The 23,130-nt window shown below is 72.6% G+C and carries 23 protein-coding genes and 1 riboswitch; of the genes, 4 read left to right on the top strand and 19 right to left on the bottom strand.

Annotated features, from left to right (window positions below):
* Window positions 1-87: 87 nt before the first annotated feature.
* The 5 genes from ACFXGA_RS07225 to ACFXGA_RS07205 all read right to left on the bottom strand — a co-directional run bounded on the left by ACFXGA_RS07225 (window position 88) and on the right by ACFXGA_RS07205 (window position 5,975).
* Complete coding sequence (locus ACFXGA_RS07225; protein WP_378085072.1) at window positions 88-1,293, bottom strand: multidrug effflux MFS transporter; 1,206 nt, start codon at window positions 1,291-1,293, stop codon at window positions 88-90.
* A gap of 107 nt (window positions 1,294-1,400) precedes the next feature.
* The gene (locus ACFXGA_RS07220) at window positions 1,401-2,333 is read right to left on the bottom strand and encodes an RluA family pseudouridine synthase (protein ID WP_378085070.1); all 933 of its coding nucleotides are present in this window, start codon (window positions 2,331-2,333) and stop codon (window positions 1,401-1,403) included.
* Window positions 2,330-2,914 carry a signal peptidase II gene (gene lspA / locus ACFXGA_RS07215; protein WP_378085068.1) on the bottom strand — a complete coding sequence of 195 codons (585 nt, stop codon included), beginning with the start codon at window positions 2,912-2,914 and terminating at the stop codon, window positions 2,330-2,332. Before lspA ends, ACFXGA_RS07220 begins: the two co-directional genes overlap by 4 nt.
* Window positions 2,915-2,937: 23 nt before the next feature.
* Complete coding sequence (locus ACFXGA_RS07210; protein WP_378085066.1) at window positions 2,938-4,272, bottom strand: aminotransferase class V-fold PLP-dependent enzyme; 1,335 nt, start codon at window positions 4,270-4,272, stop codon at window positions 2,938-2,940.
* Window positions 4,273-4,311: 39 nt separating this feature from the next.
* A riboswitch (SAM riboswitch) is annotated at window positions 4,312-4,426 on the bottom strand.
* Window positions 4,427-4,493: 67 nt separating this feature from the next.
* The gene (locus ACFXGA_RS07205) at window positions 4,494-5,975 is read right to left on the bottom strand and encodes a potassium/proton antiporter (RefSeq protein WP_378085064.1); all 1,482 of its coding nucleotides are present in this window, start codon (window positions 5,973-5,975) and stop codon (window positions 4,494-4,496) included.
* A 208-nt stretch (window positions 5,976-6,183) separates the two neighbouring features.
* Here ACFXGA_RS07205 and ACFXGA_RS07200 point away from each other — a divergent pair, with 208 nt between their 5' ends.
* On the top strand, window positions 6,184-7,134 hold the full coding sequence (locus tag ACFXGA_RS07200; protein WP_378085062.1) for a M28 family metallopeptidase: 951 nt from the start codon (window positions 6,184-6,186) through the stop codon (window positions 7,132-7,134).
* Here the strand turns inward: ACFXGA_RS07200 and ACFXGA_RS07195 are convergent.
* Window positions 7,131-7,412 (bottom strand): DUF167 domain-containing protein, encoded by a 282-nt coding sequence (locus tag ACFXGA_RS07195; RefSeq protein ID WP_378085060.1) that lies wholly within the window; start codon window positions 7,410-7,412, stop codon window positions 7,131-7,133. The genes ACFXGA_RS07200 and ACFXGA_RS07195 overlap by 4 nt on opposite strands.
* Window positions 7,405-7,953 (bottom strand): TetR/AcrR family transcriptional regulator, encoded by a 549-nt coding sequence (locus ACFXGA_RS07190; protein ID WP_378085058.1) that lies wholly within the window; start codon window positions 7,951-7,953, stop codon window positions 7,405-7,407. The genes ACFXGA_RS07195 and ACFXGA_RS07190 overlap by 8 nt, the downstream gene beginning before the upstream one ends.
* Before the next feature lie 70 nt (window positions 7,954-8,023).
* Between ACFXGA_RS07190 and ACFXGA_RS07185 the strand changes: the two genes are divergently transcribed.
* The 3 genes from ACFXGA_RS07185 (at window position 8,024) to ACFXGA_RS07175 (ending at window position 9,770) form a co-directional block, all read left to right on the top strand.
* Window positions 8,024-8,476, top strand: coding sequence for an SRPBCC family protein (locus tag ACFXGA_RS07185; RefSeq protein WP_378085056.1), 453 nt, complete (start codon window positions 8,024-8,026; stop codon window positions 8,474-8,476).
* A gap of 68 nt (window positions 8,477-8,544) precedes the next feature.
* The gene (locus tag ACFXGA_RS07180; protein ID WP_378085054.1) at window positions 8,545-9,105 is read left to right on the top strand and encodes an RNA polymerase sigma factor; all 561 of its coding nucleotides are present in this window, start codon (window positions 8,545-8,547) and stop codon (window positions 9,103-9,105) included.
* Window positions 9,106-9,203: 98 nt separating this feature from the next.
* Window positions 9,204-9,770 carry an RNA polymerase sigma factor gene (locus ACFXGA_RS07175; RefSeq protein ID WP_378085086.1) on the top strand — a complete coding sequence of 189 codons (567 nt, stop codon included), beginning with the start codon at window positions 9,204-9,206 and terminating at the stop codon, window positions 9,768-9,770.
* 412 nt (window positions 9,771-10,182) lie between these two features.
* On the opposite strand, the gene ileS is transcribed toward ACFXGA_RS07175, so the two are convergent.
* The 12 genes from ileS to murG form a co-directional block, all read right to left on the bottom strand.
* A complete protein-coding gene (gene ileS / locus ACFXGA_RS07170; RefSeq protein ID WP_378085052.1) occupies window positions 10,183-13,290 on the bottom strand; it encodes an isoleucine--tRNA ligase in 3,108 nt (1,035 codons plus the stop codon).
* Between the two features lie 285 nt (window positions 13,291-13,575).
* A complete protein-coding gene (locus ACFXGA_RS07165) occupies window positions 13,576-14,175 on the bottom strand; it encodes a hypothetical protein (protein ID WP_378085050.1) in 600 nt (199 codons plus the stop codon).
* Between the two features lie 28 nt (window positions 14,176-14,203).
* Window positions 14,204-15,019 (bottom strand): DivIVA domain-containing protein, encoded by an 816-nt coding sequence (locus ACFXGA_RS07160; protein ID WP_378085048.1) that lies wholly within the window; start codon window positions 15,017-15,019, stop codon window positions 14,204-14,206.
* Between the two features lie 45 nt (window positions 15,020-15,064).
* Complete coding sequence (locus tag ACFXGA_RS07155) at window positions 15,065-15,349, bottom strand: YggT family protein (RefSeq protein WP_233812844.1); 285 nt, start codon at window positions 15,347-15,349, stop codon at window positions 15,065-15,067.
* A 20-nt stretch (window positions 15,350-15,369) separates the two neighbouring features.
* On the bottom strand, window positions 15,370-15,987 hold the full coding sequence (locus ACFXGA_RS07150) for a cell division protein SepF (RefSeq protein ID WP_378085046.1): 618 nt from the start codon (window positions 15,985-15,987) through the stop codon (window positions 15,370-15,372).
* Window positions 15,988-16,057: 70 nt separating this feature from the next.
* Window positions 16,058-16,756: a YggS family pyridoxal phosphate-dependent enzyme gene (locus tag ACFXGA_RS07145; RefSeq protein WP_378085044.1), complete on the bottom strand. Its 699-nt coding sequence runs from the start codon at window positions 16,754-16,756 to the stop codon at window positions 16,058-16,060.
* A complete protein-coding gene (pgeF, locus tag ACFXGA_RS07140; protein WP_378085042.1) occupies window positions 16,753-17,457 on the bottom strand; it encodes a peptidoglycan editing factor PgeF in 705 nt (234 codons plus the stop codon). The genes ACFXGA_RS07145 and pgeF overlap by 4 nt, the downstream gene beginning before the upstream one ends.
* A gap of 250 nt (window positions 17,458-17,707) precedes the next feature.
* Window positions 17,708-19,036 (bottom strand): cell division protein FtsZ, encoded by a 1,329-nt coding sequence (gene ftsZ / locus ACFXGA_RS07135; RefSeq protein ID WP_378085040.1) that lies wholly within the window; start codon window positions 19,034-19,036, stop codon window positions 17,708-17,710.
* A 209-nt stretch (window positions 19,037-19,245) separates the two neighbouring features.
* Window positions 19,246-19,758: a DinB family protein gene (locus ACFXGA_RS07130; RefSeq protein ID WP_378085038.1), complete on the bottom strand. Its 513-nt coding sequence runs from the start codon at window positions 19,756-19,758 to the stop codon at window positions 19,246-19,248.
* Between the two features lie 84 nt (window positions 19,759-19,842).
* Entirely contained in the window at window positions 19,843-20,601 is a 759-nt protein-coding gene (locus ACFXGA_RS07125) for a cell division protein FtsQ/DivIB (protein WP_378085036.1), read from the bottom strand.
* Window positions 20,598-21,995: a UDP-N-acetylmuramate--L-alanine ligase gene (murC, locus tag ACFXGA_RS07120; RefSeq protein ID WP_378085034.1), complete on the bottom strand. Its 1,398-nt coding sequence runs from the start codon at window positions 21,993-21,995 to the stop codon at window positions 20,598-20,600. The genes ACFXGA_RS07125 and murC overlap by 4 nt, the downstream gene beginning before the upstream one ends.
* Entirely contained in the window at window positions 21,992-23,095 is a 1,104-nt protein-coding gene (murG, locus tag ACFXGA_RS07115) for an undecaprenyldiphospho-muramoylpentapeptide beta-N-acetylglucosaminyltransferase (RefSeq protein ID WP_378085032.1), read from the bottom strand. Before murG ends, murC begins: the two co-directional genes overlap by 4 nt.
* Between the last annotated feature and the right edge of the window lie 35 nt (window positions 23,096-23,130).

The following is a 23,130-nucleotide window of genomic DNA, read 5'->3' as shown; positions in this document are numbered from 1 at the left end:
CGTTCAGGACGACCGGCCTTGTTCTGAACGTTCAACTCGGGTGTTCCGAACGTAGGACACGCGTGACGCGGACGTAGGACACGCCGGTTAGCGGGTTGGGGTGGGGTCGCGGGTGATGCCCAGGTCGCCCCTGGTCAGGGTGAGGAAGGTCAGCAGGGCCAGGAAGGTGGAGGCGGCCATCACGGTCACCATCGGCAGGACGCTGGCCGAGCCGCCGGCGCCGACCAGCGGGGCCATCAGGCCGCCCACCAGGAACGTCGTCACGCCCAGCACGGCGGACGCGCTGCCCGCGGCCTCCGGGTGCCGGGCCATCGCCAGCGAACCGGCGTTCGGCATGAGCAGCCCCACGCTCATCGTCAGCACGAACAACGGCGGCAGGAACGTGGCCAGCCCACCGCCCACCAGCCCGCCGACCAGCAGCCCCGCCCCGCCGGTCGCCGCACCCACCAGCCCGATCGTGAGCAGCGGCCGCGGCATGATCCGCCCGGTCAGGCGGGTGTTGAGCACCCCGGCCAGCACGATCGCCACCGAGTTCGCGCCGAACACCAGGCTGAACTGCTGCGGCGACAGCCCGTACACGCCCTGGAGCACGAACGACGCCCCCGCCACGTACCCGAACAGCGCCCCGAGCGCCAACGCCGACGCGACCGCGTAGCCGACGAACTTCCGGTCGGCCAGCAGCCCGCCGAACACCTTGAGCGTGAGCAGCAGGTTCGCCGGGCGCCGCCGGTGCCGCGGCAACGTCTCCGGCAGGCCGAACACCAGCGCGACCAGCAGCGCCGCCCCGATCAGGGCGAGCGCGACGAACGTCCCGCGCCAGCTGGTGAACCGCAGCAGCTGACCGCCCAGCACCGGCGCGACCACCGGCCCCAGGCTGTTGACCAGCATGATCAACGACATGAACCGCGCCATCGCCAGTCCCTCGAACCGGTCGCGCGCCACCGCCATCGCGATCACGAACCCCGACGCCACGCCGAGCCCCTGGAGCAGCCGCAACCCCGACAGCGCGAGCGCGCTGGGCGCGACGGCGCAGACCAGCGAGATCACCACGTAGCTGCCGATGCCCACCAGCAACGGCCGGCGCCTGCCCCACGAGTCCGACAGCGGACCCACCACCAGCTGCCCGGCCGACAGGCCCAGGATGAACGTGGTCAGCGAGAGCTGGATCTCCGACTCGGTCGAGCCGAACTCCGCGGCGATGCCCGGGAACGCGGGCAGGTACGCGTCGATCGAGAGCGGTCCGAGCAGGCACAAGGTGCCCAGGAGCGCCACCAGCCGGGCCCTGTTGTCCATCCGCCACCCCCACGTCGTCCGGCAAAAGCTTCGCAAGCCAAACGATCCCGTGGAAAGCGATATGTCCTACGTCACGTGCGAGGCGAAAGTGTTGCGCCCCAACGGGGTCAGTACCCCTCCGCGCGCAGCAGCTCCAGCGCGTTCGCGAGGTCGGCGGGGTACTCGCTGGTGAACGACACCCACTGGCCGTCGGCCGGGTGGTGGAAGCCGAGCGTCCGGGCGTGCAGCCACTGCCGCGTCACGCCGAGGCGCTTGGCCAGCACCGGGTCCGCGCCGTAGGTGAGGTCGCCGACGCACGGGTGCCGCAGCGCCGAGAAGTGCACCCGGATCTGGTGCGTCCGGCCGGTCTCCAGGTGCACGTCGAGCAGCGACGCGGCGCGGAACGCCTCGACCACCTCGTAGTGCGTCACGCTGGGCTTGCCGTTGGCCATCACGGCGAACTTGTAGTCGTGCTTCGGGTGCCGGTCGATCGGGGCGTCGATGGTGCCCTTGATCGGGTCGGGGTGGCCCTGCACGAGCGCGTGGTAGAGCTTCTCGACCGTGCGCTCCTTGAACGCGTGCTTCAACGCCGAGTAGGCGCTCTCGCTCTTGGCCACGACCATCACGCCGGTCGTGCCGACGTCCAGCCGGTGCACGACGCCCTGCCGCTCGGCCGCGCCGGACGTGGCGATCCTGATCCCGGCCGCCGCCAGGCCGCCCACCACGGTGGGGCCGGTCCAGCCGGGGCTGGGGTGCACGGCCACGCCGACCGGCTTGTCGACCACGATCACGTCGTCGTCCTCGTGCAGGATCTCCAGGCCCTCGACGGGCACGGCCTGCACCTGCACCGGGCGTTCCGGCTCGGGCAGGGTGACCTCCAGCACGGAGCCCGCCACCAGCCGGTCGGACTTGCCCGCGGGCTGCCCGTCGAGCACGACGTCACCCGATTCGGTCAACGCGGCGACGGCGGTGCGGGACAGGCCGAGCAGCTTGGCCAGCCCGGCGTCGACCCGCATCCCGTCCAGGCCGTCCGGCACGGGCAGCGTGCGGTAGCCGCTCATGCGCCGGCCTTCTTGGGGTCGGCCTTCTTCTCCACGCGGGTGCCGTCGTAGTCGCGCTGCAACAACGCCATCAGCACGATCACGCCGCCGCCCACGCAGATGGCCGAGTCGGCCAGGTTGAACACCGGGAAGAAGTTGCCCCACGGGTCGAGCACGGAGATGAAGTCGACCACCCCGCCGCGCAGCGGGCCGGGGGCGCGGAAGATCCGGTCGACCAGGTTGCCCATCGCGCCGCCCAGCACCAGGCCGAGGCCGATGGCCCAGCCGACCGACCGCAGCCGGCGCGCGATCCACAGGATGAACACGACCACGCTGGACGCGATCAGCGCGAGGATCACCGTCCAGCCCTCGGCCAGGCCGAACGCCGCGCCGGTGTTGCGGATCAGCGGCAGGTAGAGCAGGCCGCCGAACAGCTCGATCGGCTCGCGCCCCTCCAGGTTCTCCACCGCGATGACCTTGGTGACCAGGTCGAGCGCCAACACCAGCGGCGCGATGACGGCCAGCAGCAGGACCCGCCGCTTCGGCAACGGGGCGTCCGGCTGGTCCGGCGTGTCCGGCTCGGTGTGGGGATCGGTGCTCACCGGGCCATTGTCCAGCATCGGAGTCAGCGCAGGAACGGCGGGAGCGCGCGCTGGTCGTCCAGCGGGGTCCAGCGGCCGTCCCGCTGCTCGTACTCCCACCGCGAACCCTCGGTGACGAGCCTGCGCAGCGCGGCGATGAAGCGGTCCACGTGCTCCTCGGTGGTGCCCAGCCCGATGGACGCGCGCAGCGCCCGCTCGCCCCCGGTGAGGCGGTGCACCGCCACGTGGGCGCAGAACGCGCCGTCGCGCACGCCGATGCCGTGCTCGGCGGACAGGGCCGCGGCCAGGTAGCCGGCGTCGTGGCCGCCCACGGTGAAGCTCACCACGCCCACCCGGTCGTGGTCGGGGCCGAACAACGCCAGCTCGCGCGCGCCGGGCACGGTCCGCAGCCCTTCGCGGAGCCTGGCCAGCAGCACGCGCTCGTGCGCGGTGGTCCGCTCCCAGTGCCGGCCCAGCACGTCGCAGGCGACGGCCAGGGCGTGCACGCCCACCACGTTCGGCGTGCCCGCCTCGTGCCGCTCGGGCACCGCCGACCAGGCCACGCCCAGCCGGTCCCCGTGGTCGGTGACGCGGGCCGTCGCGCCGCCGCCGACCAGGTAGGGCTCGGCGGCCTGCAACCAGTCGGACCGGCCGACCAGCGCGCCCGCGCCGAACGGCGCGTAGACCTTGTGCCCGGACAGCACGGTGTAGTCCACGTCGAGCGCCCGCACGTCCACCGGCCGGTGCGGCGCGAGCTGGGCGGCGTCGAGGGCGATCCGGGCGCCGTGCCGGCGGGCGACCCGGGCCAGCTCGGCGACCGGCCACACCTCGCCGGTCACGTTGGACGCGCCGGCCACCACGACCAGCCGGGGGCCGACGGGGGCCTCGCGCAGCGCCCGGTCCAGGTCCAGGGTCGCCTGGGCGGGCGAGGCGGGGGCGCGCAGGCGGCGCACGTGCGGACCGCGCCACGGCAGCAGCGCGGCGTGGTGCTCGGTGTCGAACAGGATCACGGCCGTGTGCCGGGGCAGGCTCCTGGCCAGGAGGTTCAACGCGTCGGTGGTGTTGCGGGCGAACACCACGGCGTCGGTGTCGCGGGCGTTGAGGAACCGCCGGACGGACGCGCGGGCCTGCTCGTAGACCTTGGTGCTGACCTGCGAGGCGAAGCCCGCGCCCCGGTGCACGCTCGCGTACCAGGGCAGCACCTCGTCCACCGCGTCGCGCACCTGCTCCAGGCACGGCGCGCTGGCCGCGTGGTCGAGGTTGGCGTACTCGACGCGCTCGCCGGTGACCAGCGGCACGCGCAGCGACGCGCCCACCACCCGCGGCAGCGCCGCCTGCTCGGGGCCGGCAACCGTGGTGCGGGGAACTGCGATCGTCATGACGCCCTCCGGAGGGTCCGGGACCCCGTCACCAGAGGGAGCCCGCGCTTGCCGGACGCCCTGCGCGCCAGGCCAGGTCCTCACCAGGGGCACCCCACCGCGGTTGGAGGGTTGCCGGCCAGCGAGCCTGGGCTTCGCGCTGGCACTCATGACCTTCGCCCCGACGCTAACGCAGCCCGCTCGCTCCCGTCGAGCGGCGTTCACATCCTGGGAGCGGAACGTCAGGGCAGGCCGACGTCGCCCTTCCAGCGGGCGTACCGGCCCGCCCGGTCGACGGCCCGGATGCGCTGCTCGGTCGCCGTGCGCATGGCCTCCGTGCACACCACGAGCAGTTGGTCGTGCTCCTGGAGCCGGGTCGTCGGCTGCGGCGTGAAACCCTGCTCGTCGCGCACGACCAGGCTCACCGAGGACCCCGGCGGCAACCTCAGCTCGGACAGGTAGACGCCGTGCAGCTTGGAGCCGGGCTGGATGCGGACCTGGAGCAGCTCCGCGCCGAGCGCGTCCAGCGCCGACGAGTCCACCTGCACCTCGTGCGCCTCGCCGGACTTGACCAGCCGCAGCCACTTGGCGAGCCACGGCAGGGTGGTGCCCTGGACCACGGTCAGCACGACGACCAGCACGAAGACCGCGTCGACCAGCCGCTGCGCGCCCGGCACCTGGCCGATCAGCGGGATGAGGGCGAACACGATCGGCACGGCGCCGCGCAGCCCGGACCACGACACGAACACCTGTTCCCGCCAGGGCACCCGGAACGGCAGCGAGGCGAAGAACACCGACAGCGGCCGGGCCAGCAGCACCAGCACCGCGCCGGCGACCAGCGCGGGCACCAGCGCGTCGAGCAGCCGGTCGGGCGAGGCGTACAGGCCGAGCAGCACGAACAGCCCGATCTGCGCGACCCAGCCCAGCCCTTCGGCGAACGACAGGGTGTCCGACCGGTGCGGCAGCCGCGCGTTGCCGAGCACCAGCGCGGCGGTGTAGACGGCGAGGAAGCCGGACGCGTGGGCGAGGTCGCCGAAGGTGTAGGCGAGCAGGCAGACGGCGACCGTGGCCAGCGGGTACAGGCCCGTGGCGGGCAGCGCGGCCCGGCGCAGCGCGACGCCGCCGACCCAGCCGAGCGCGATGCCGATCAGCCCGCCGGCGACCAGCTCGTAGACCATCAGCAGCGGCGCGGTCCAGGTGATCGGGTCGGGCGAGGCGAGCAGCACGACGGCGATGTAGACCGGGGCGTCGTTGATGCCGGACTCCAGCTCCAGCGCGCCGATGAGCCGCTTGCCGACCCCGACCCCGCGCAACACGCTGAACACCGCCGCGGCGTCGGTGGACGACAGCACCGCGCCCCACAGCAGCGCCGTGCGCCAGTCCATGTCCAGCAGGAAGTGCAGCGCGAACCCGGTGACCGCGATGCTCACGCCGACGGCCACCGTGGACAGCGTGATGCCCAGGCCCAGCGCCGGTCTCACGGCGTTCCACCGGGTGGTGAGGCCGCCCTCGGTGAGGATCAGCACGAGCGCGACCGTGCCCAGCGACCGGGTGAGGTCCGCGTCCTCGAACTGGATGCCCAGGACCGCCTCGCCGAGCAGCACGCCGATGCCGAGGTAGAGCAGGAGCGACGGCAGACCGAGCCGGATCGAGACCCGCACCGCGATGACCGAGATGAGCAGAACCGCGGCGGCGATGCCCAGGTAGCCCGTCACACCGCCCACTCGACCTCCACGCGTCGTCCACCCTCGTCACTCGACGGGGTCATTCTCCCTGGTCCCCCCGATATGGACTAATCCGGCACCGCGACGCAGCGTCACCAGTCGAACGCCCCTAGCGCGACGCCCGCCGAACCGGGCACGGTGAAGATCGGGTCCGCCGCCCCGGTCACCTCCCTACCGTCCCCGAGACACCTTCCCTGCGGGAGTCACCGTGAAGTTGCGCACGATCTCCATCGCGCTGGTCACCACCGGCGCGCTCCTGGGCTCGGGCCTCGGCTCGGCCACCGCCGCGCCACCGCCGTCCGCCCTGGCCGGGCCGAACATCCCGGTCTCCGCCGTCCAGGCCGACCTCGCCCAGCTCCAGAGCATCGCCACCGCCAACGGCGGCAACCGGGCGCACGGCCGGCCCGGCTACCTGGCGTCGGTGAACTGGGTGAAGTCCAAGCTCGACGCCGCCGGCTTCACCACCCGGGTGCAGTCGTTCACCAGCAGCGGCGCCACCGGCTACAACCTCATCGCCGACTGGCCCGGCGGCGACCTGAACAACGTGGTCATGGTCGGCGGGCACCTCGACAGCGTGACGGCCGGTCCGGGCATCAACGACAACGGCACCGGCTCGGCCGGGCTGCTGGAGGTCGCGCTGGCCGTGCGGTCGAGCGGTTTCCAGCCCACCAAGCACCTGCGGTTCGCCTGGTGGGGCGCGGAGGAGCTGGGCCTGGTCGGCTCGACGTACTACGTGAACTCGCTGTCCACCACGGACCGCTCGCGGATCGACGCGTACCTGAACTTCGACATGATCGGCTCGCCCAACCCCGGCTACTTCGTCTACAGCGCGTCCGGGCAGCCGTCCGGGTCGCTGGCCCTCCAGCAGACGTTGCAGGGTTACTTCACCTCGATCGGCGTGCAGACCGAGCTGACCAGCGTGGGCGGCCGGTCCGACCACGCGGCGTTCGCACGGGCCGGCATCCCCGTCGGCGGCACGTTCACCGGCGCGGAGGGCATCAAGACGTCCGCCCAGGCGCAGAAGTGGGGCGGCACGGCGGGCACCGCGTTCGACCGCTGCTACCACCGCTCGTGCGACACCACGGCCAACGTGAACGCGACCGCGCTGGACCGCAACACCGACGCCATCGCGCACGCGGTGTGGACGCTGGCGGCCTAGTCCCCCAGCAGCCGCGCCAGCACCTCGGCGGCGGCGGCCGGGGCGGGGTCCACCAGCACGACCTTGTCCCGGCCGCGCTCGCCCGCGACCACCGCGACGTCCTGCCGGCGCACGCCGAACGCCTTGGCCAGCGCCCGCCGCACGGCCTCGTTGGCCTTGCCCTCCACGGCCGGCGCGGCGACCGCGACGACCAGCGCGCCGTCGCCCCACCGGCCGCCGACGGCCTCGCGCTTCGCGCCGGGCTTGACCCGGACCGCGAACCGGAACGGGTCAGGCACGCGACACCACCGCCGCCAGCGTCTCCTCCAGCAGCGCCGGGCGCTCCCCGAGCACGTCCGGCGCGGCCGACAGCAACTGCGCCTGCCCGAGGTAGGCGGAGTAGGCGAGCACGGCCCGCCGGCGCGCCACGTCGGCGGGGAACCCCAGCTCCCCGAACAACGCCTCCAGGTAGCCGAGCCGGCGGTCCGTGACGCGCCGCAGCACCGGGGCCACCGCCGGGTCGTCCTTGGCGGCGAGCATGGCCAGTTCCACCGCGCTGTGCCGCGTGCGTTCCAGCACGGTCCCGAACAGCAGCCGCAGCCTCGCCGCCGGCTCCGCCACCGACTCGACCAGCTCGATCACGGCCTCGGTGTGCTCGCGCTCCCAGCGTTCGAGGGTGGCCTTGAGCAGGGCTTCGCGGTTGGGGAAGTGCCAGTAGGCGCTCCCCTTGGTCGCGCCGAGCCTGGCCGCGAGGGGTTCCACGGCGACCGCCGCGACGCCGCCCTCCGCCAGCGCCCGCAACGCCACCGCGGTCCAGTCGTCGCGCGTCCGCCGTGCCATGACTCCATACGCTACCGTATGGTGTCGGACCATACGGTCCCGTACGGAGGTGGTCGTGATGATCCGGAACGTGCACACACGCCCGATCCCCGACAGCGCGGCGCTGGTCGACCGGCTGGTCGAGCTGTGGCCGTCCGACCGGTGGCCCGCGCTGGTGCTCGACCGCCCGCTGGGCGTGGGCGCGGACGGCGGGCACGGGTTCGTCCGCTACCGCTGCACCGCGCACGTGCCCGGCCGACGGGTCGAGTTCGCGTTCGACCCGACCATCGGCATGGTCGGCACCCATGTGCTGGAAGCGGTCCCGGGCGGGTTGCGGCACACTCTGACCGGTCGGCCGCGCGGCCTGATGCGCCTGGCCTGGCCGCTGGCCGTGCGGTGGTTGCACGACGCGCTCATCGAAGACCTGCTCGACAACGCGGCCCGCGCCGCCGGTCGGCCGCCCGCCCGGCCGGCCCGGTGGTCGGCGTGGGTCCGGCTGCTGCGCACGGCGGCGGCCAGGAGGGGTGACCGGCGACCCGCCTGACCGTCTTTCCTCCACAACCCCCGGTCTCGTCCGTCTTCCCGGTACCGGGACCAGAGGGGGGAGGGTTCGTGACGCCGGAGGATCCCGACGACCACGCGGCCACCTTCAGCGACTTCTACCACCGGGAGCGCACCAGGCTGTTCCGCTTCGCGGCGGTGATGTCCCCCCACCTGGACCACGAGTCCGCGGTGCAGGAGGCGTTCGTGACCGCGTGGCGCCACTGGCCGGTGATCGCCCCGAGGTCCAGACGTGCTTGGCTGGTGAGGACGATCCGCAACCTGCTGGTGGACCAGGCCCGCCGGCGGGAGCTGCCGGGGGACCTCACCGACGAGGTCGTCGCCCGGCAGCGCGGCACGTACCGCGTCCTGGTGCCCCGGCAGCGGGACGCCGAGACGTGGCACGAGCTGGTCAGCACGCTGGCCGCGGTCGCGAACCTGCCGGACCACCTGCGCACGGCGCTGGTGCTGCGGTTCTGGGACTTCGACGACGGCGAGATCGCCGACGTGCTGGGCTGCCGGCGGTCGTCGGTGCGGCGGTACGTGTCGCACGCGAGGGCGAAGGTCAGCGAGCAGGTCGGCAACACCGAACGCCGGGTGCGCGGCTCCCAGCGCGGGAAGGAGACGTCATGAGCGACGAGCTGGACCCCCGGCTGGACCACCTGCGCGCGGAGCTGGCCGAGGCCATCCCGGAGGATCCCGGCCGGGACGAGCTGGGCGTGGCGGCGATCATGGCGCAGGCGTCGCGGTACGAGCGGCAGGCCGCCCTGGTCGTGGCCGCGCAGGAGGGCTCGAAGGCCGCGCTGGACTCCCTGGTCGCCGAGCTGACCCCGCTGGTGTGGCACGTGGCCCGGGGCAACGGCCTGGACGAGACCACCGCCGAGGACGTCGTGCAGACGGTGTGGCTCAGCCTCCTGCGCCACCTGGAGCGGCTGACCGAGCCGCGCGCCGTGGCCGGCTGGCTGATCGTCGCCACCCGGCGCGAGGCGCAGCGGGCCTGGCGCGACCGCAACGGCCGCCCCGCCCTGTCCACCGACTCGGCCGTGGACATGCCCGACGACCGCTGGCTGCCGGAGCCGGAGGCGCTGCGCGACGACCGCGACCGCCGCCTCTGGCGCGCGTTCAACGCCCTGTCCCGCCGCTGCCAGGAACTGCTCCGCCTGACCGTGCTGGCGGGTCGGGCGGAGTACCGGGCCGTGGCCGAGGCCCTGGCCATGCCGCGCGGCTCCATCGGCCCGACCCGGGGCCGGTGCCTGACCCAGCTGCGGAACAGCCTGGAGCGCGACGACGTGCTGTGACGGCCCGGTCGGCTCGGCCGCCCCCGCGGCACCAGCTCGGCGGGGAACGCGCTGTCCACCCACACCGAGTCCGGCGGGAACCGGGACACATCCATGCCGACGCGGGCGGCGACCGCCTCCCGCACGGCGTCGGGTTCGCAGTGCCGGAACAGCGTCACCGCGCGGTCGCGCACGACCGCCAGGTGCTGATCAGCCCTTGGAGACGGACCTCGCCCCGGACGACGAACCGCGAGCCGCGCGTCCACCGACCCCGGCTCCCCGCGCAGCGGGGTCGACGAGTTGTCCACAGGTCAGCGCCGAGCGGCTGACTTCGTCCTCCCCCGCCGGCAGGACAAAAGCAGGGGTCCCCTTGGCGGGGACCCCTGCGCGGCGTAGGTGGCAGTGCTCAGATCCGGGCGACCGGGCGTGGTGCTCAGATCCGGGCGACCGCGACCCGGACCTTCTGCCCGTCGCCGACGACACCGTCCGACCCGTGGTCGACCTCGCCGTACTCGACGGACCCCGCCAGGGTCTCCTCCTGCACGAACGCCTCGAACCGGCGCACCGCGTCCGCCACCGCGTCGGGCAGCCGCAACGTCAACGCGATCCGGTCCGACACCTCCAGCCCGGCGTCCTTGCGCGCCTGCTGCACCACGCGCACCAGGTCGCGCGCGACGCCCTCGGCGGCCAGCTCCTCGGTCACCTCGGTGTCCAGCACGACCAGCCCGCCGCTGTCGGGCAGCGCCGCCGTCGCGCCCCGGTCCGTGGCGACCAGCCGCTGCTCGTACTCCTCCGGGAACAGCTCGATCCCGGCGGCCACGACCTTGCCGTCCACCTCCTGCCAGTCACCGGCCTTCACGGCCTTGATGACCTTCTGCACGTCCGGCCCCAGCCGGGGCCCGGCGGCGCGGGCGTTGACCGCGAGCTGGAAGTGGCCGTGCGCGTCCACGTCCGTGGTCAGCTCGACCTCCTTGACGTTCACCTCGTCCCGCAGGACCTCGGTGAACGGCTCCAGCTGCGCCACGTCCGCCGCCGCGATCACCAGCCTGGCCAGCGGCAGCCGCACCCGCAGCTTGTTCGACTTGCGCAGCGACAACGCCGTGGACGCCACCTGCCGCACCTGGTCCATCGCGGCCACCAGGGCGTCGTCCGCGGGCAGGTCCGCCGCCACCGGGTAGTCGGTCAGGTGCACCGACCGGCCGCCGGTCAGCCCCCGCCACACCGACTCCGCGGTCAGCGGCAGCAGCGGCGCGGCCACCCGGCTCACCACCTCCAGCACGGTGTGCAGCGTGTCGATCGCGTCCCGGTCGCCCGACCAGAACCGGTCGCGCGAACGCCGCACGTACCAGTTGGTCAGCACCTCCAGGAACTCCCGGATCGACGCGCACGCGCCCGAGATGTCGTAGGCGTCGAGCTGCGCGGTCACCCCGGCGACCAAGTCGTGCGTCTTCGCCAGCACGTACCGGTCCAGCACGTGCTGCGAGTCCGTCCGCCAGCGCCCCTCGACCCCCTCCGCGTTGGCGTACAGGGCCAGGAAGTACCAGGAGTTCCACAGCGGCAGCACGGCCTGGCGCACCGCGTCGCGGATGCCGCGCTCGGTCACCACCAGGTCGCCGCCGCGCAGGATCGGCGACGCCATCAGGAACCAGCGCATCGCGTCCGAGCCGTCCCGCCGGAACACCTCGTTGACGTCCGGGTAGTTCTTGCGCGACTTGGACATCTTCTGCCCGTCGTCGCCCAGCACGATCCCGTGCGCCACGCAGTTGCGGAACGCGGGCCGGTCGAACAACGCCGTCGCCAGCACGTGCATGGTGTAGAACCAGCCGCGCGTCTGGCCGTTGTACTCGACGATGAAGTCACCGGGGTAGTGGTCCTCGAACCACTCCGCGTTCTCGAACGGGTAGTGCACCTGCGCGAACGACATCGAGCCGGACTCGAACCAGCAGTCCAGCACCTCCGGCACCCGGCGCATGGTCGACTTCCCGGTCGGGTCGTCGGGGTTCGGCCGGGTCAGGGTGTCGATCACCGGCCGGTGCAGGTCGGTCGGGCGCACGCCGAAGTCGCGCTCCAGCTCGTCCAGCGAGCCGTACACGTCCACCCGCGGGTACTCCGGGTCGTCCGACACCCACACCGGGATCGGCGAGCCCCAGAACCGGTTGCGGGAGATGTTCCAGTCGCGGGCGTTCTCCAGCCACTTGCCGAACTGGCCGTCCCTGATGTGCTCGGGCACCCAGTTGATCTGCTGGTTCAGCTCGACCATGCGGTCCCGGAACTTCGTCACCGCGACGAACCACGACGACACCGCGCGCTGGATGAGCGCGTTGTCGCACCGCCAGCAGTGCGGGTACGGGTGGTCGTAGGTCTCGTGGCGCAGCAGCAGGCCCGCTTCCTTCAGGTCGCGGATGATCGCCTTGTTCGCCTCGAAGACCTGCAATCCCTCGTACGGCGGCACCTCGGAGGTGAACCGGCCGTGCGCGTCCACCGGCACGACGACCTCGATGCCCGCCGCGTCCGTGACGACCTTGTCCTCCTCACCGAAGGCGGGCGCGATGTGCACCATGCCCGTGCCGTCCTCGGTGGTGACGTAGTCGGCGGCCAGCACCTGGTGCGCGTTCTCCCGGCCGAGGAAGAAGCCGAACGGCGGGGTGTACTTGCGGCCCACCAGGTCGGAGCCCTTGCAACGGGCCACGACCGGCGGCTCCTCGCCCAGCTCGCGCGCGTACGCCGCGACGCGGGCCTCGGCGAGGAGGTAGCGCTCGCCGTTCGCCTCGACCGTGACGTAGTCCACGTCCGGGTGGACGGCGGCGGCCAGGTTCGACGGCAGCGTCCACGGGGTCGTGGTCCAGACGAGGGCCAGCTCGCCGGTCTCCAGGCGCAGGCCGACGGTCACCGCCGGGTCCTGCCGGTCCCGGTAGGTGTCGTCCATCTTGGTCTCGGTGTTGGACAGCGGCGTCTCGCAGCGCCAGCAGTACCAGAGCACCCGGAAGCCCTCGTAGACCAGACCCTTGTCCCACAGGGTCTTGAAGGCCCACATGACGCTTTCCATGTAGTCCAGGTCGAGGGTCTTGTAGTCGTTGTCGAAGTCCACCCAGCGGGCCTGCCGGGTCACGTAGTCGCGCCACTGGTCGGTGTACTGGAGCACCGACGTGCGGCAGACCTCGTTGAACTTCTCGATGCCGAACGCCTCGATCTCGCTCTTGGACGAGAACCCGAGCTGCTTCTCCGCCTCGACCTCGGCGGGCAGGCCGTGGGTGTCCCAGCCGAAGCGGCGCTCGACGTGCTTGCCGCGCATGGTCTGGTAGCGGGGGACGACGTCCTTGACGTACCCGGTGAGGAGGTGGCCGTAGTGCGGCAGGCCGTTGGCGAAGGGCGGGCCGTCGTAGAAGACGAACTCGTTCGCCCCGTTGTCGCCGGCCGGGCGGGCCTCGATCGACGCCTGGAACGTCCCGTCGGACTTCCAGAAGTCGAGCACGCCCTCCTCGAGGGCGGGGAAGGACGGCTGGGAGGGAACGGACCCCTCGCCTGCCTTCGGGTAGGCCATCGTGCAGCTCCTCGCGTGCGTCCAACCGGCTCACGGGGACGACACGCCGGGCACGGCGCACCGCGGTACCACCCCGCTTGCCAGGGCGCGAAGGCTCTGGCCTCTCTTTTCGACGGCTGTGACGGGCCGCACCCGTCCGGTTCTACTGAGGTCCGCTGGACCCGTTCTTCCGGAGGCTCCCCGGTGATGGCCGGATCGACGCCGTGCTGCACCCAGGGTAGCCGAACCGCGCAAACCACTTCTCCGGGTTCCCGCGCTGGAGGCTCGCCGCGGCTCGCCCGGTGCTCAGTCCTGGCCGGTGGCCCGCTCGCGGTCGGCCGTCGACCCCTGCTCGCCGGCGCGGTCCCTGTCGGCCGGATCCCGGTCGGCCGAGGGGAGGGTCGCGGCTCGTCGCGCGGCCGCGAGGCCGGCGTCCGGGCGGCACACCGCGCACGGCGTGAAGCCGAGCTGGCGCGCCTCGTTCACCGGCAGTCCCAGCGAGGGCCGTGCGGCCAGCCACGAGCACCCCGCGAGGTGGTAGCGCGGGCGTTCGTCCACCACCCGCACCTCGTCCGTGAGATCGCTCACGACCAACGCGTCGGCGGCGTCCGTGTCCTCCTCGCCCGGCTCCGGTTCTGCCTGATCAGGTGAACTTCGGGGGGCCTCGACCGCAGCGCCCCCGAGCGCCGCGGCGTGATCACCACCGCTAACCTGGTGATCAACGGCTGCGGCGCCGGCAGCCCTGGCGCCCGACCGGCGGCGGAGCCACCAGTCGAGCGCCAAGACCACGGCAGCGGCCCCGCTCGCGCCCACGGACAGCCAGGCCCAGTACGTCTGGGCGCTGGTGAGCGCGGGCACGAGCAACCCCAGGGCTGCCAGCACCAACAGCAGGACTATGGAGAGCACGTGCAGCAGACTAGATCAGCTGCGCCGATCAGCCGGCCTCGGCGCGCGCCCCGAACGAGTACCCGCCCTGCTGACGTCCCTCGGACGGCGCCGCGGGGGCGCGGTCCTGGAGGTCGCGCAGCGAGGACTCCAGCATCGTCTTGAGCCGGGTGCGGTACTCGCGCTCGAAGGTCTGCAGCTTGTCGATCTGCTTCTCGAGCGTGTTCTTCTCCTGGGTGATGTTGCCCATCACCTCGGCGTGCTTGCGCTGCGCGTCGCGGTCGAGCGCGCTGGCCTTCTCGCGGGCCTGCCGCTCCAGCGTCTCGGCGCGGGTCCGCGCGTCGTTGAGCATGGTCTCGGCACGCGTGCGCGCCTCGTTGACCATTGTGTCGGCCTTGGCCCGCGCCTCCGACAGGAGCTGCTCGGACTTGGTCCGGGCCTCCGACAGCATGCCGTCGGCCTCGGCCTTGGCCTCGCCGGTCAGCCGGTCGGCCATCTCCTGGGCCAGGCCGAGCACCTTGGCGGCCTGCACGTGGTGGTCGCCACCACCGCCGGGCGAGGTCTGCTCCAGCGCCGAGGGGGGCGGCACCGGTGCGAGCCGGCGCGGCTCGTCCACGACGCGGCTGGGGCCGACGCCTGCGGCAACCTTCGCCCGAGCGTCCTCGAGGTCGGCACGCGCGGTCTCGACCTGCTGGTCGAGCTGCTCGACCTGCTGGCGCAGGTCGTTGTTCTCCTCGATCAGGCGGGCCAGCTCGCCCTCAACCAGGTCGAGGAACGCGTCCACCTCGTCCTCGTTGTAGCCCCGCTTGCCAATCGGCGGCTTGCTGAACGCGACGTTGTGCACGTCCGCGGGGGTCAACGGCATCAGATCACCTCACGCACTCCTGGGCTGTGGACATCCCTGGTCCCCTCACCTGGGATCGGCTACTCGCATCAGAATGATAACGACCAGCAACAGCACAATAATGGACAAGTCCAGACCGATGCCGCCGATCCGCACCGTCGGGATGAGCCGACGCAGCAGGCGGACCGGAGGATCGGTCACGGTGTAGACGGTCTCAAGCGCCACCGCGACACCGCCCGCAGGCCGCCATCCCCTGGCGAAACTACGGACAAGCTCCACGACGACACGCGCCGTGAGCAGCAGCCAGAACGAGAACAACACGTAGTAGACCACGAGCCAGAGGGCATCCACATGCTCAACTGTGCCACCAGTCAGCCCTGGTTGAGGAACCCGCCCTCCGCGAGCCGCCTCCGGTCCTCCGCCGTGACGTCGATGTTCGGCGGTGAGAGAAGGAACACCTTGTTGGTGACCTTGTCGATCGAGCCGCGCAGGGCGAAGGCCAACCCGGCCGCGAAGTCGACCAGCCGCTTGGCGTCCGCGTCATCCATGTCGGTGAGGTTCATGATCACCGGCGTGCCGTCGCGGTAGTGTTCGCCGATGGTCCGCGCCTCGTTGTAACTGCGCGGGTGCAGCGTGGTGATCCGGCCGAGCGGGTGGCTCGCCGGCTCCGGCACGGAGCGCGGCCTGCTGACCGGCTCGCGCTGGGGCTCCACGGCCAGCGCGCCGTGCGTGTCCGCGCTCCACGGCCGGCGCGGACGGGCGCCGCGCTCCGGCTCGTAGTCGTCCGCCTCGTCCAGCTCGGCGCGGTAGCCGTTGAACGAGCGCCGACGGGGGCTGCGCTGCTCCGGGTACGGCTCGTAGTCGTCGGAGTCGGCGTACCCGGACCGGTAGTCCGCGTAGCGCCGGTCGTCCTCGTAGGCGGCCGGGTCGTCGGCGTACTCGGCGGGAACCATCCCGAAGTAGGCCTTCAGCTTGTGAAACCCGCTCATGCTCGAGCCCTTCCTCCGCCGAGATCCCTACCCGCAAGGACGTCGCGGCCGTCCCAGAGGTTCCGGACAGTTACGGCGAGGCTAGTCTCCGGCTGCCCAGCAACGCTGTTCCGACACGCACGCACGTGGATCCGTGCGCGATCGCATCCTCCAGGTCACCGCTCATCCCCGCCGAGATCACGGTGGCATCGGGATGATCGGCCCGCAAGCGGGTTACCGCTTCGTATAGAGCAGCAAACGCCCGTTCTGGAGACATCCCAATGGGTGCGACGGTCATCACACCACGCAGATTAAGTTCATCCGATCGTGCTACGTGATCGGCCAATCGCGGAAGGTCACCGATCGGGTGACCGCCCCGGGCCTCGTCGCCGTCGATGCTCACCTGGACGAGCACGTCGACGGGCTCGGTGGCGGCCTTGGCGACGGCGTCGGCGAGCCGGATCGAGTCGATCGTGTCGATCCGGTCGGCCCAGCGCAGGACGGACTTGGCCTTGTTGCGCTGGAGCGAGCCGACCATGTGCCAGCGGGCCGGCGCGCCGGGGCGCAGCTCGGCGAACTCGGCGGTCTTGCGACCCGCCTCCTGGTCGCGGTTCTCGGCGAACGCGGTGAGCCCGAGGTCGCTGAGGAGGGCCACGTCCTCGGCGGGGAAGGTCTTGGTGACGGCCAGCAGCTCGACCTCGTCCGGCGACCGGCCGGCGGCCGCGCAGGCGTTCGCGATGCGTTCCCTGACCTCGGCCAGCGACAGGGCCAGCTCCTCGCGCCGGTTCACGGTTCCATCCAGACGACGCCCGCGAGCCGACCCGTGCCCGGGTCGCGGCGGTGGCTGAACAGGGACTTCTCCTCGACCGTGCAGCGGGGGTCCACGCCGATCCGGGCCACGCCCGCGTCGGCGAGCTGCTGCCAGATGCCGGCGCGCAGGTCGAGGGCGGGCTTGCCGGAGCGGGTCTTCGACGCGCTGCCGGGCAGGTGCTTCTCGACGTCGTCGCGCATCGCGGCGGGCACCTCGTAGCACTGGCCGCAGACGGCGGGGCCCAGCAGCACCTCGATGCGCTCCCTGGCCGCGCCCAGCTCGACCATGCGGTCCAGGGTGGCCGGGACGACGCCGACCCGCGCGCCGACGCGGCCGGCGTGGACGGCGGCGATCACGCCCGCCTCCGGGTCGCCCAGGAGCACCGGGACGCAGTCGGCGGTGAGCACGACGAGCCCGAGCCGTTCCCGGGTCGTGACGACGGCGTCCGTGGCCTCCAGCGGCTCGTCCACCGGTCCGTCCACGACGCCGACCGTGCGGCCGTGCACCTGCTCCATCCAGACCAGCCGGTCCGGGGCGAGCCCGATGCCCTCGGCCAGCCGGCGCCGGTTGGCGGCGACGGCGGCCGGGTCGTCCCCGACGTGGTCACCGAGGTTGAACGAGTCGAACGGAGCCTGGGACACCCCACCCTCACGGGTGGTCACGACACGACGGATGCGCACCCCCCAAGCTTCCCATCCCCGAGAGTCCAACCCCCAACCCGCGTGAGTCCAACGCTCACGGCGCGAGAGTCCAACGTTCGCGGCGCGTGAGTCCAACGCTCGCGCACCGTGAGTTCAACGCTCAGGACCCCCGAGGTCACGCGTCCGGGCCGACCGGGCGGGCCGTGAGCGTTGAACTCGGGGGTCCTGAACGTAGGACTCACGCGACGTGAACGTAGGACTCACGCGCGCTGGAGGTTGGACTCTCGGGTCAGCGGCGCATGAACGGGGGGACGTCGACTTCGTCGTCCGGGTCGTCGGTCACGGGGACGGCGCGGTTCGGCAGCGAGCCGCCGGTGTTCGGCGACAGCGACCGCGGCATGGCGGGCTGCGGCGTGGAGTACGGCGAGGTCTGGCCGGACTGCGGCTGCGGCGGCACGGTCGGCCGCGCCGGGACGACCGGTGGCGGCTGCTCCACCGGCGGCACGGCCTGCGGCTGCGGCTGGGCCGGCTGCGCCTGCGGCACGGGCTGCGCCGCCTGCTGCACCGGCTGGGGTTGGGCGTGGTTCACCTGACCCGCGGTGGCCGGCGCCACCGGTGTGCCGCGCGGTGGGCTGGACAGCGCCTGCGGCTCCAGCTTCTTGTGCGTCGGCCCGCCGCTGTCGAACCCGGCCGCGATCACCGTCACGCGGACCTCGTCGCCGAGCGAGTCGTCGATGACCGTACCGAAGATGATGTTCGCGTCGGGGTGCGCCGCCTCCTGCACCAGCGAGGCGGACTCGTTGATCTCGAACAACCCGAGGTCGCTGCCGCCGGCGATCGAGAGCAGCACGCCGTGCGCGCCCTCCATCGACGCTTCCAGCAACGGCGAGTTGATGGCCTTCTGGGCGGCCTGCACCGCCCTGCCCTCGCCCCGCGCCGAGCCGATGCCCATCAACGCGCTGCCCGCACCGGACATGACCGACTTCACGTCGGCGAAGTCCAGGTTGATCAGACCCGGCGTGGTGATCAGGTCGGTGATGCCCTGGACACCGGACAGCAGCACCTCGTCCGCCGAGCGGAACGCGTCCATCAGCGAGACGCCGATGTCGCCGAGCTGCAGCAGCCGGTCGTTCGGGATCACGATGAGGGTGTCGCACTCGTTGCGCAGCGCCTGGATGCCCTCCTCGGCCTGCTTGGCCCGGCGCTTGCCCTCGAACGAGAACGGCCGCGTGACCACGCCGATGGTCAGCGCGCCGAGCTTGCGGGCGATCGAGGCGACCACGGGCGCGCCGCCGGTGCCCGTGCCGCCGCCCTCGCCGGCGGTCACGAACACCATGTCCGCGCCCTTGAGGACTTCCTCGATCTCCTCGCGGTGGTCTTCGGCGGCCTTGTGGCCGACTTCGGGGTTGGCGCCTGCGCCGAGGCCGCGGGTGAGTTCGCGGCCGATGTCGAGCTTCACGTCGGCATCCGACATGAGCAGCGCCTGGGCGTCGGTGTTCACCGCGATGAACTCGACGCCCTTGAGCCCGACCTCGATCATGCGGTTGACGGCGTTGACACCGCCACCGCCGATGCCGACGACCTTTATCACCGCGAGGTAGTTGTGCGGGGGCGTCATCGGTCCGCCTTCCTGATCGTGTCCGTGCTCATGTGCTGGAGTGGATGACCACCGGTGTCACAGCCCGGACGGATCTCCACCCGGATTGAAACTCTCAACCAGAGGTTCAGAGTTATGTCAACCCCGTATGTTCCTGCTGGACGTTATGCACCACGAATGCCTCGGTCCAGCAGCCACGCCGTGTTGTGTCCTGACCGGGTGAGCGGTCCCTACTCGCCGGTCACGCCGTCGAGCAGCTCCCGCACCACGTCCAGGTGTCCCGCGTGCCGACCCGTTTCCTCGATCATGTGGATCAGCACCCAGCGCGCGGAAAGCCGTTTGTCGCCGCGGAACACCACCTCGTGGTCGAGGTCGAGGCCCGCGACGAGTTCCCGACTCACCGCGCACTGCGAAGCGTAGTCGGCGAGCAATCCGGAGATCGTCTCGCCCGGCTCGATGCGCCAATCGGCGTCCGGGTCCTCCCTCGTGTAGGGGGCGCGCGACGGCCGCCCGTGCAGGGCCACCTCGAACCAGTGGTGCTCGACCCAGCGCAGGTGCTTCACGATGCCCGCGGCCGTGTTGAGCTGCGACGGGAGCACCGACCGGGCGGCGTCCGCGTCGGACAGGCCGGCGCACTTGAACTCGATCGTGCCCCGCAGGAAGTCGAGGAACCCGCACAACAGGGTGCGTTCGTCCCCGGTGTGGGGCAGCTCGATCCGGTTGTCCACCGGTGTCTGGGTCATTCCCGAAGTATCGCCGCGGGAACGCGGCACGACGATCCACTTTCGCGGATACGCGATGTGGCGGGTTTCACCGGCCCACCGCGTTTAGGACACGGTCGGCAGCTCCGGGCTGGACACGTCGAACACGGTGCCCTTGCGGGTCATGAGCACCTGGAGCACGGCGGCCTTGCGCGGGGTGTCGGCGGACGAGCCCCACCGGGCCTCGCGACCGGCGCTCAGGGCGAGCCGCACGTCCGACGGCGAGTCCGCCGTGACGCTCAGCACGTCCGCGCGCAGCCCCTCCGGGATCCCGGTCAGCACCTCCACCGCCGCGACGACCGCGTCCCCCGCCACCCGCAGCTCCGGCAGCCCGGCGGGCGGCTGCGCCACGGTGGCGTAGTCCTTGCCGGTCACGTCGACCAGGTGCGCCCCGTCCGGGGCCATGATCACGCCGACCGGCTCCCGCTCGTCCACGGTGAGCCGCACGGTGCCGGGCACGGCCCGCTCCACCACCACCCCGGCGACGCGGGGCAGCTCGCGGACCCGCGCGGCGACCGCGTCGACGTCCACGCGCACCAGCGGCGTGCCGGACTCGACCGCCGCCGCCGCCCGGACCTCGTCGGCGGTCAGGTTGACGGTGCCCCGCACCTGGACCTCGCGCACGCCGAGCACGGGCGTGAACCAGACCGTGCAGACCACGACCGTGACCACGAGCATGACGAGGATCGCGCCCAGCCGGCGGCGCACCACCTGGCGCCGGTGCAGCTCGGCGCGCGTGGGGCGGCGGGGCGGGCGGCGACGCGCCGCCGGACGGGAGCCGGGGTTGGCCGCGCCGGGACGGCGGCGCGCCGCCTGCGTGCTCATGTCCTGTCCAGCTCCCCGACGATCTCCGGCCCGAGCATGGTCACGTCGCCCGCGCCCATGGTCACGACCACGTCGCCCTCGGTCACCATGCCCGCGACCAGCGCGGGCACCCGGTCGAACGACGGCTCGTAGACGACCTGGCCGACGTCCAGCGGCACCAGGCCCGAGACCAGCGCGCCGGTCACGCCGGGCTCCGGCTCCTCCCGCGCGCCGTAGACGTCGAGCACCACGACCGCGTCGGCCAGGCCGAGCGCGGCGGCGAACTCCTCGGCGAACAGCCTGGTCCGCGAGTACAGGTGCGGCTGGAACACCACGACGAGCTTGCCGTCGCCCGCGACCGGGCGGGCGGCGGTGATCTGGGCGGCCACCTCGGTCGGGTGGTGGGCGTAGTCGTCGTACACCCGCACGCCCCGCGCCTGGCCCTTGAACTCGAACCGGCGGCGGACGCCCCCGAACGCGGCCAGGCCGAGCAGCACGCCCTCGCGGTCGGCGCCCAGCTCCAGCGCGGCGACCAGGGCGGCGATCGCGTTGTTCGCCATGTGCTCGCCGGGCACGGCCACCCGCACGTCGAGCACCTCGCCGTCCAGCTCCACCTTGGCCACGCCGCCCGAGTCGGCGGGCTGGTAGTCGGCCAGGCGGGCCGAACCGGGGCCGGTGGCCGTGCGGCCGTACGTGCGCACCCGGAGCCCCCGGCCGGCGGCCCGTTCGGCGAGCGCCGCCGAGCCCGGGTCGTCGGCGCACGCGATCAGCACGCCGTCGGGCCGGATGCGCTCCAGGAACGAGTCGAACACCGCCACGTACGCCTCGACGGTGCCGTGGTGGTCGAGGTGGTCGGCCTCGACGTTGGTCACGACGGCGACCGAGGGCGAGAAGAACAGGAACGAGCCGTCACTCTCGTCGGCTTCGGCGACGAACACGCCGCCGGTGCCCTGGTGGGCGTTCGCGCCGGACTCGTTGAGGTCGCCGCCGATCGCGAACGACGGGTCCATCCGGCACTGCTGGAGGGCGACCGTGAGCATGGAGGTGGTGGACGTCTTGCCGTGCGTGCCGGCGACGCAGGCCACCCGGTGGTCCAGCATCAGCGCGGCCAGCGCTTCGGCACGCCGCAGCACGACCGCGCCGCGGGCGCGGGCCTCGACCAGCTCGGGGTTGTCCTCGCGGATCGCGGTGGACACCACGACCGCCGTGGGACCGCCGGGCAGGAGGTCGAGGTTCGCGCCGGCGTGGCCGACCGCGATCTCCGCGCCCTGCGCCCGCAGCGCGAGCACGGTGCGCGAGTCCTTGGCGTCCGAGCCGGACACCTGCCCGCCGCGGGCCAGGAGGATCCGCGCGATGCCGCTCATGCCCGCCCCGCCGATGCCGACGAGGTGCACGCGCTCCAGGACGTCGCTCACTTCTCGACCACCTCGAGCACCATGCGGGCCAGCACCTCGTCCGCCTCGCGGTACCCGGTGCTCAGCGTGGCCGTGGTCATCGCGGCCAAGCGGTTGCGGTCGGCGACCAGCGGGACCACGTTCGCCGAGACCCACTCCGGCGTGAGCTGGTCGTCGGGCACCAGCAGGCCACCGCCGGCGGCGACCACGGGCTGGGCGTTGAGCGACTGCTCGCCGTTGCCGATGGGCAGCGGCACGAACACCGCGGGCAGGCCCACGGCGGACACCTCGGCGACGGTCATCGCGCCGGACCGGCACAGCACCGCGTCCGCGGCGGCGTAGGCCAGGTCCATCCGGTCCAGGTACGGCACCGGCACGTACGGCGGCGCGCCCGGCACGCTCTGCACCGCGACGGTGTTCTTCGGGCCGTGCGCGTGCAGCACCGCGATCCCGGCCTGGGCGAACGCGGACGCCGCGCCGGACACCGCGTTGTTGATCGACCGCGCGCCCTGCGAGCCGCCGAACACCAGCAGCGTCGGCGCGGTCGGGTGCAGGCCGAAGTGGGCTCGGGCCTGCTGCCGCAGCTCGGACCGCTTGAGCGAGGTGATCGAGTAGCGCAGCGGGATGCCGATGATCTCGGCGTCGGTCAGGCCCGAGTCGGGCACCGCGGCGGCGACCCGGGCGGCGAACTTCGCGCCGACCTTGTTGGCCAGGCCGGCCTTGGCGTTGGCCTCGTGCACCACGATCGGCACCCGGCCGCGGGCGGCGAGGTACGCGGGCAGCGCCACGTACCCGCCGAAGCCGACCACGACGTCGGCGTGGACGCGTTCGAGCACCTCGCGGGTGTGCTTCACCGCGCCGCGCACCCGCAGGGGCAGCTTGAGCAGGTCCGGCGTCGGCTTGCGCGGCATCGGCACCGGCGGGATCAGCTCGAGCGGGTAGCCCCGGGCCGGCACGAGTCTGTTCTCCAGACCGCGTTCCGTGCCGAGCGCGACCACCCGCGCGTCGGGCCGGAGCCGCATGACCGCGTCGGCCAGGGCCAGGGCGGGCTCGATGTGCCCGGCGGTGCCGCCTCCGGCGACCACCACGCACGGTCCGGCCTGCTGGGGAACCCCGGTCACGCACTTCCTCCTCGCGTCGATGTACCGCTCTGTGG

Origin of the sequence: Actinosynnema sp. NPDC059335 (assembly GCF_042752395.1) — a bacterium.
Lineage (GTDB): Bacteria > Actinomycetota > Actinomycetes > Mycobacteriales > Pseudonocardiaceae > Actinosynnema.
The sequence above is the reverse complement of the archived record's forward strand: the minus strand, read 5'-3'. Positions and strand labels throughout refer to the sequence as shown.

Bases quoted from the DNA above. Each gene is read 5' to 3' on its own strand.
- ACFXGA_RS07225 (WP_378085072.1), bottom strand. From the start codon at position 1,293: ATGGACAACAGGGCCCGGCTGGTGGCGCTCCTGGGCACCTTGTGCCTG.
- ACFXGA_RS07220 (WP_378085070.1), bottom strand. From the start codon at position 2,333: ATGAGCGGCTACCGCACGCTGCCCGTGCCGGACGGCCTGGACGGGATG.
- ACFXGA_RS07210 (WP_378085066.1), bottom strand. From the start codon at position 4,272: ATGACGATCGCAGTTCCCCGCACCACGGTTGCCGGCCCCGAGCAGGCG.
- ACFXGA_RS07190 (WP_378085058.1), bottom strand. From the start codon at position 7,953: ATGGCACGGCGGACGCGCGACGACTGGACCGCGGTGGCGTTGCGGGCG.
- ACFXGA_RS07175 (WP_378085086.1), top strand. From the start codon at position 9,204: ATGGCGCAGGCGTCGCGGTACGAGCGGCAGGCCGCCCTGGTCGTGGCC.
- ileS (WP_378085052.1), bottom strand. From the start codon at position 13,290: ATGGCCTACCCGAAGGCAGGCGAGGGGTCCGTTCCCTCCCAGCCGTCC.
- ACFXGA_RS07160 (WP_378085048.1), bottom strand. From the start codon at position 15,019: ATGCCGTTGACCCCCGCGGACGTGCACAACGTCGCGTTCAGCAAGCCG.
- ACFXGA_RS07150 (WP_378085046.1), bottom strand. From the start codon at position 15,987: ATGAGCGGGTTTCACAAGCTGAAGGCCTACTTCGGGATGGTTCCCGCC.
- ftsZ (WP_378085040.1), bottom strand. From the start codon at position 19,036: ATGACGCCCCCGCACAACTACCTCGCGGTGATAAAGGTCGTCGGCATC.
- ACFXGA_RS07130 (WP_378085038.1), bottom strand. From the start codon at position 19,758: ATGACCCAGACACCGGTGGACAACCGGATCGAGCTGCCCCACACCGGG.
- ACFXGA_RS07125 (WP_378085036.1), bottom strand. From the start codon at position 20,601: ATGAGCACGCAGGCGGCGCGCCGCCGTCCCGGCGCGGCCAACCCCGGC.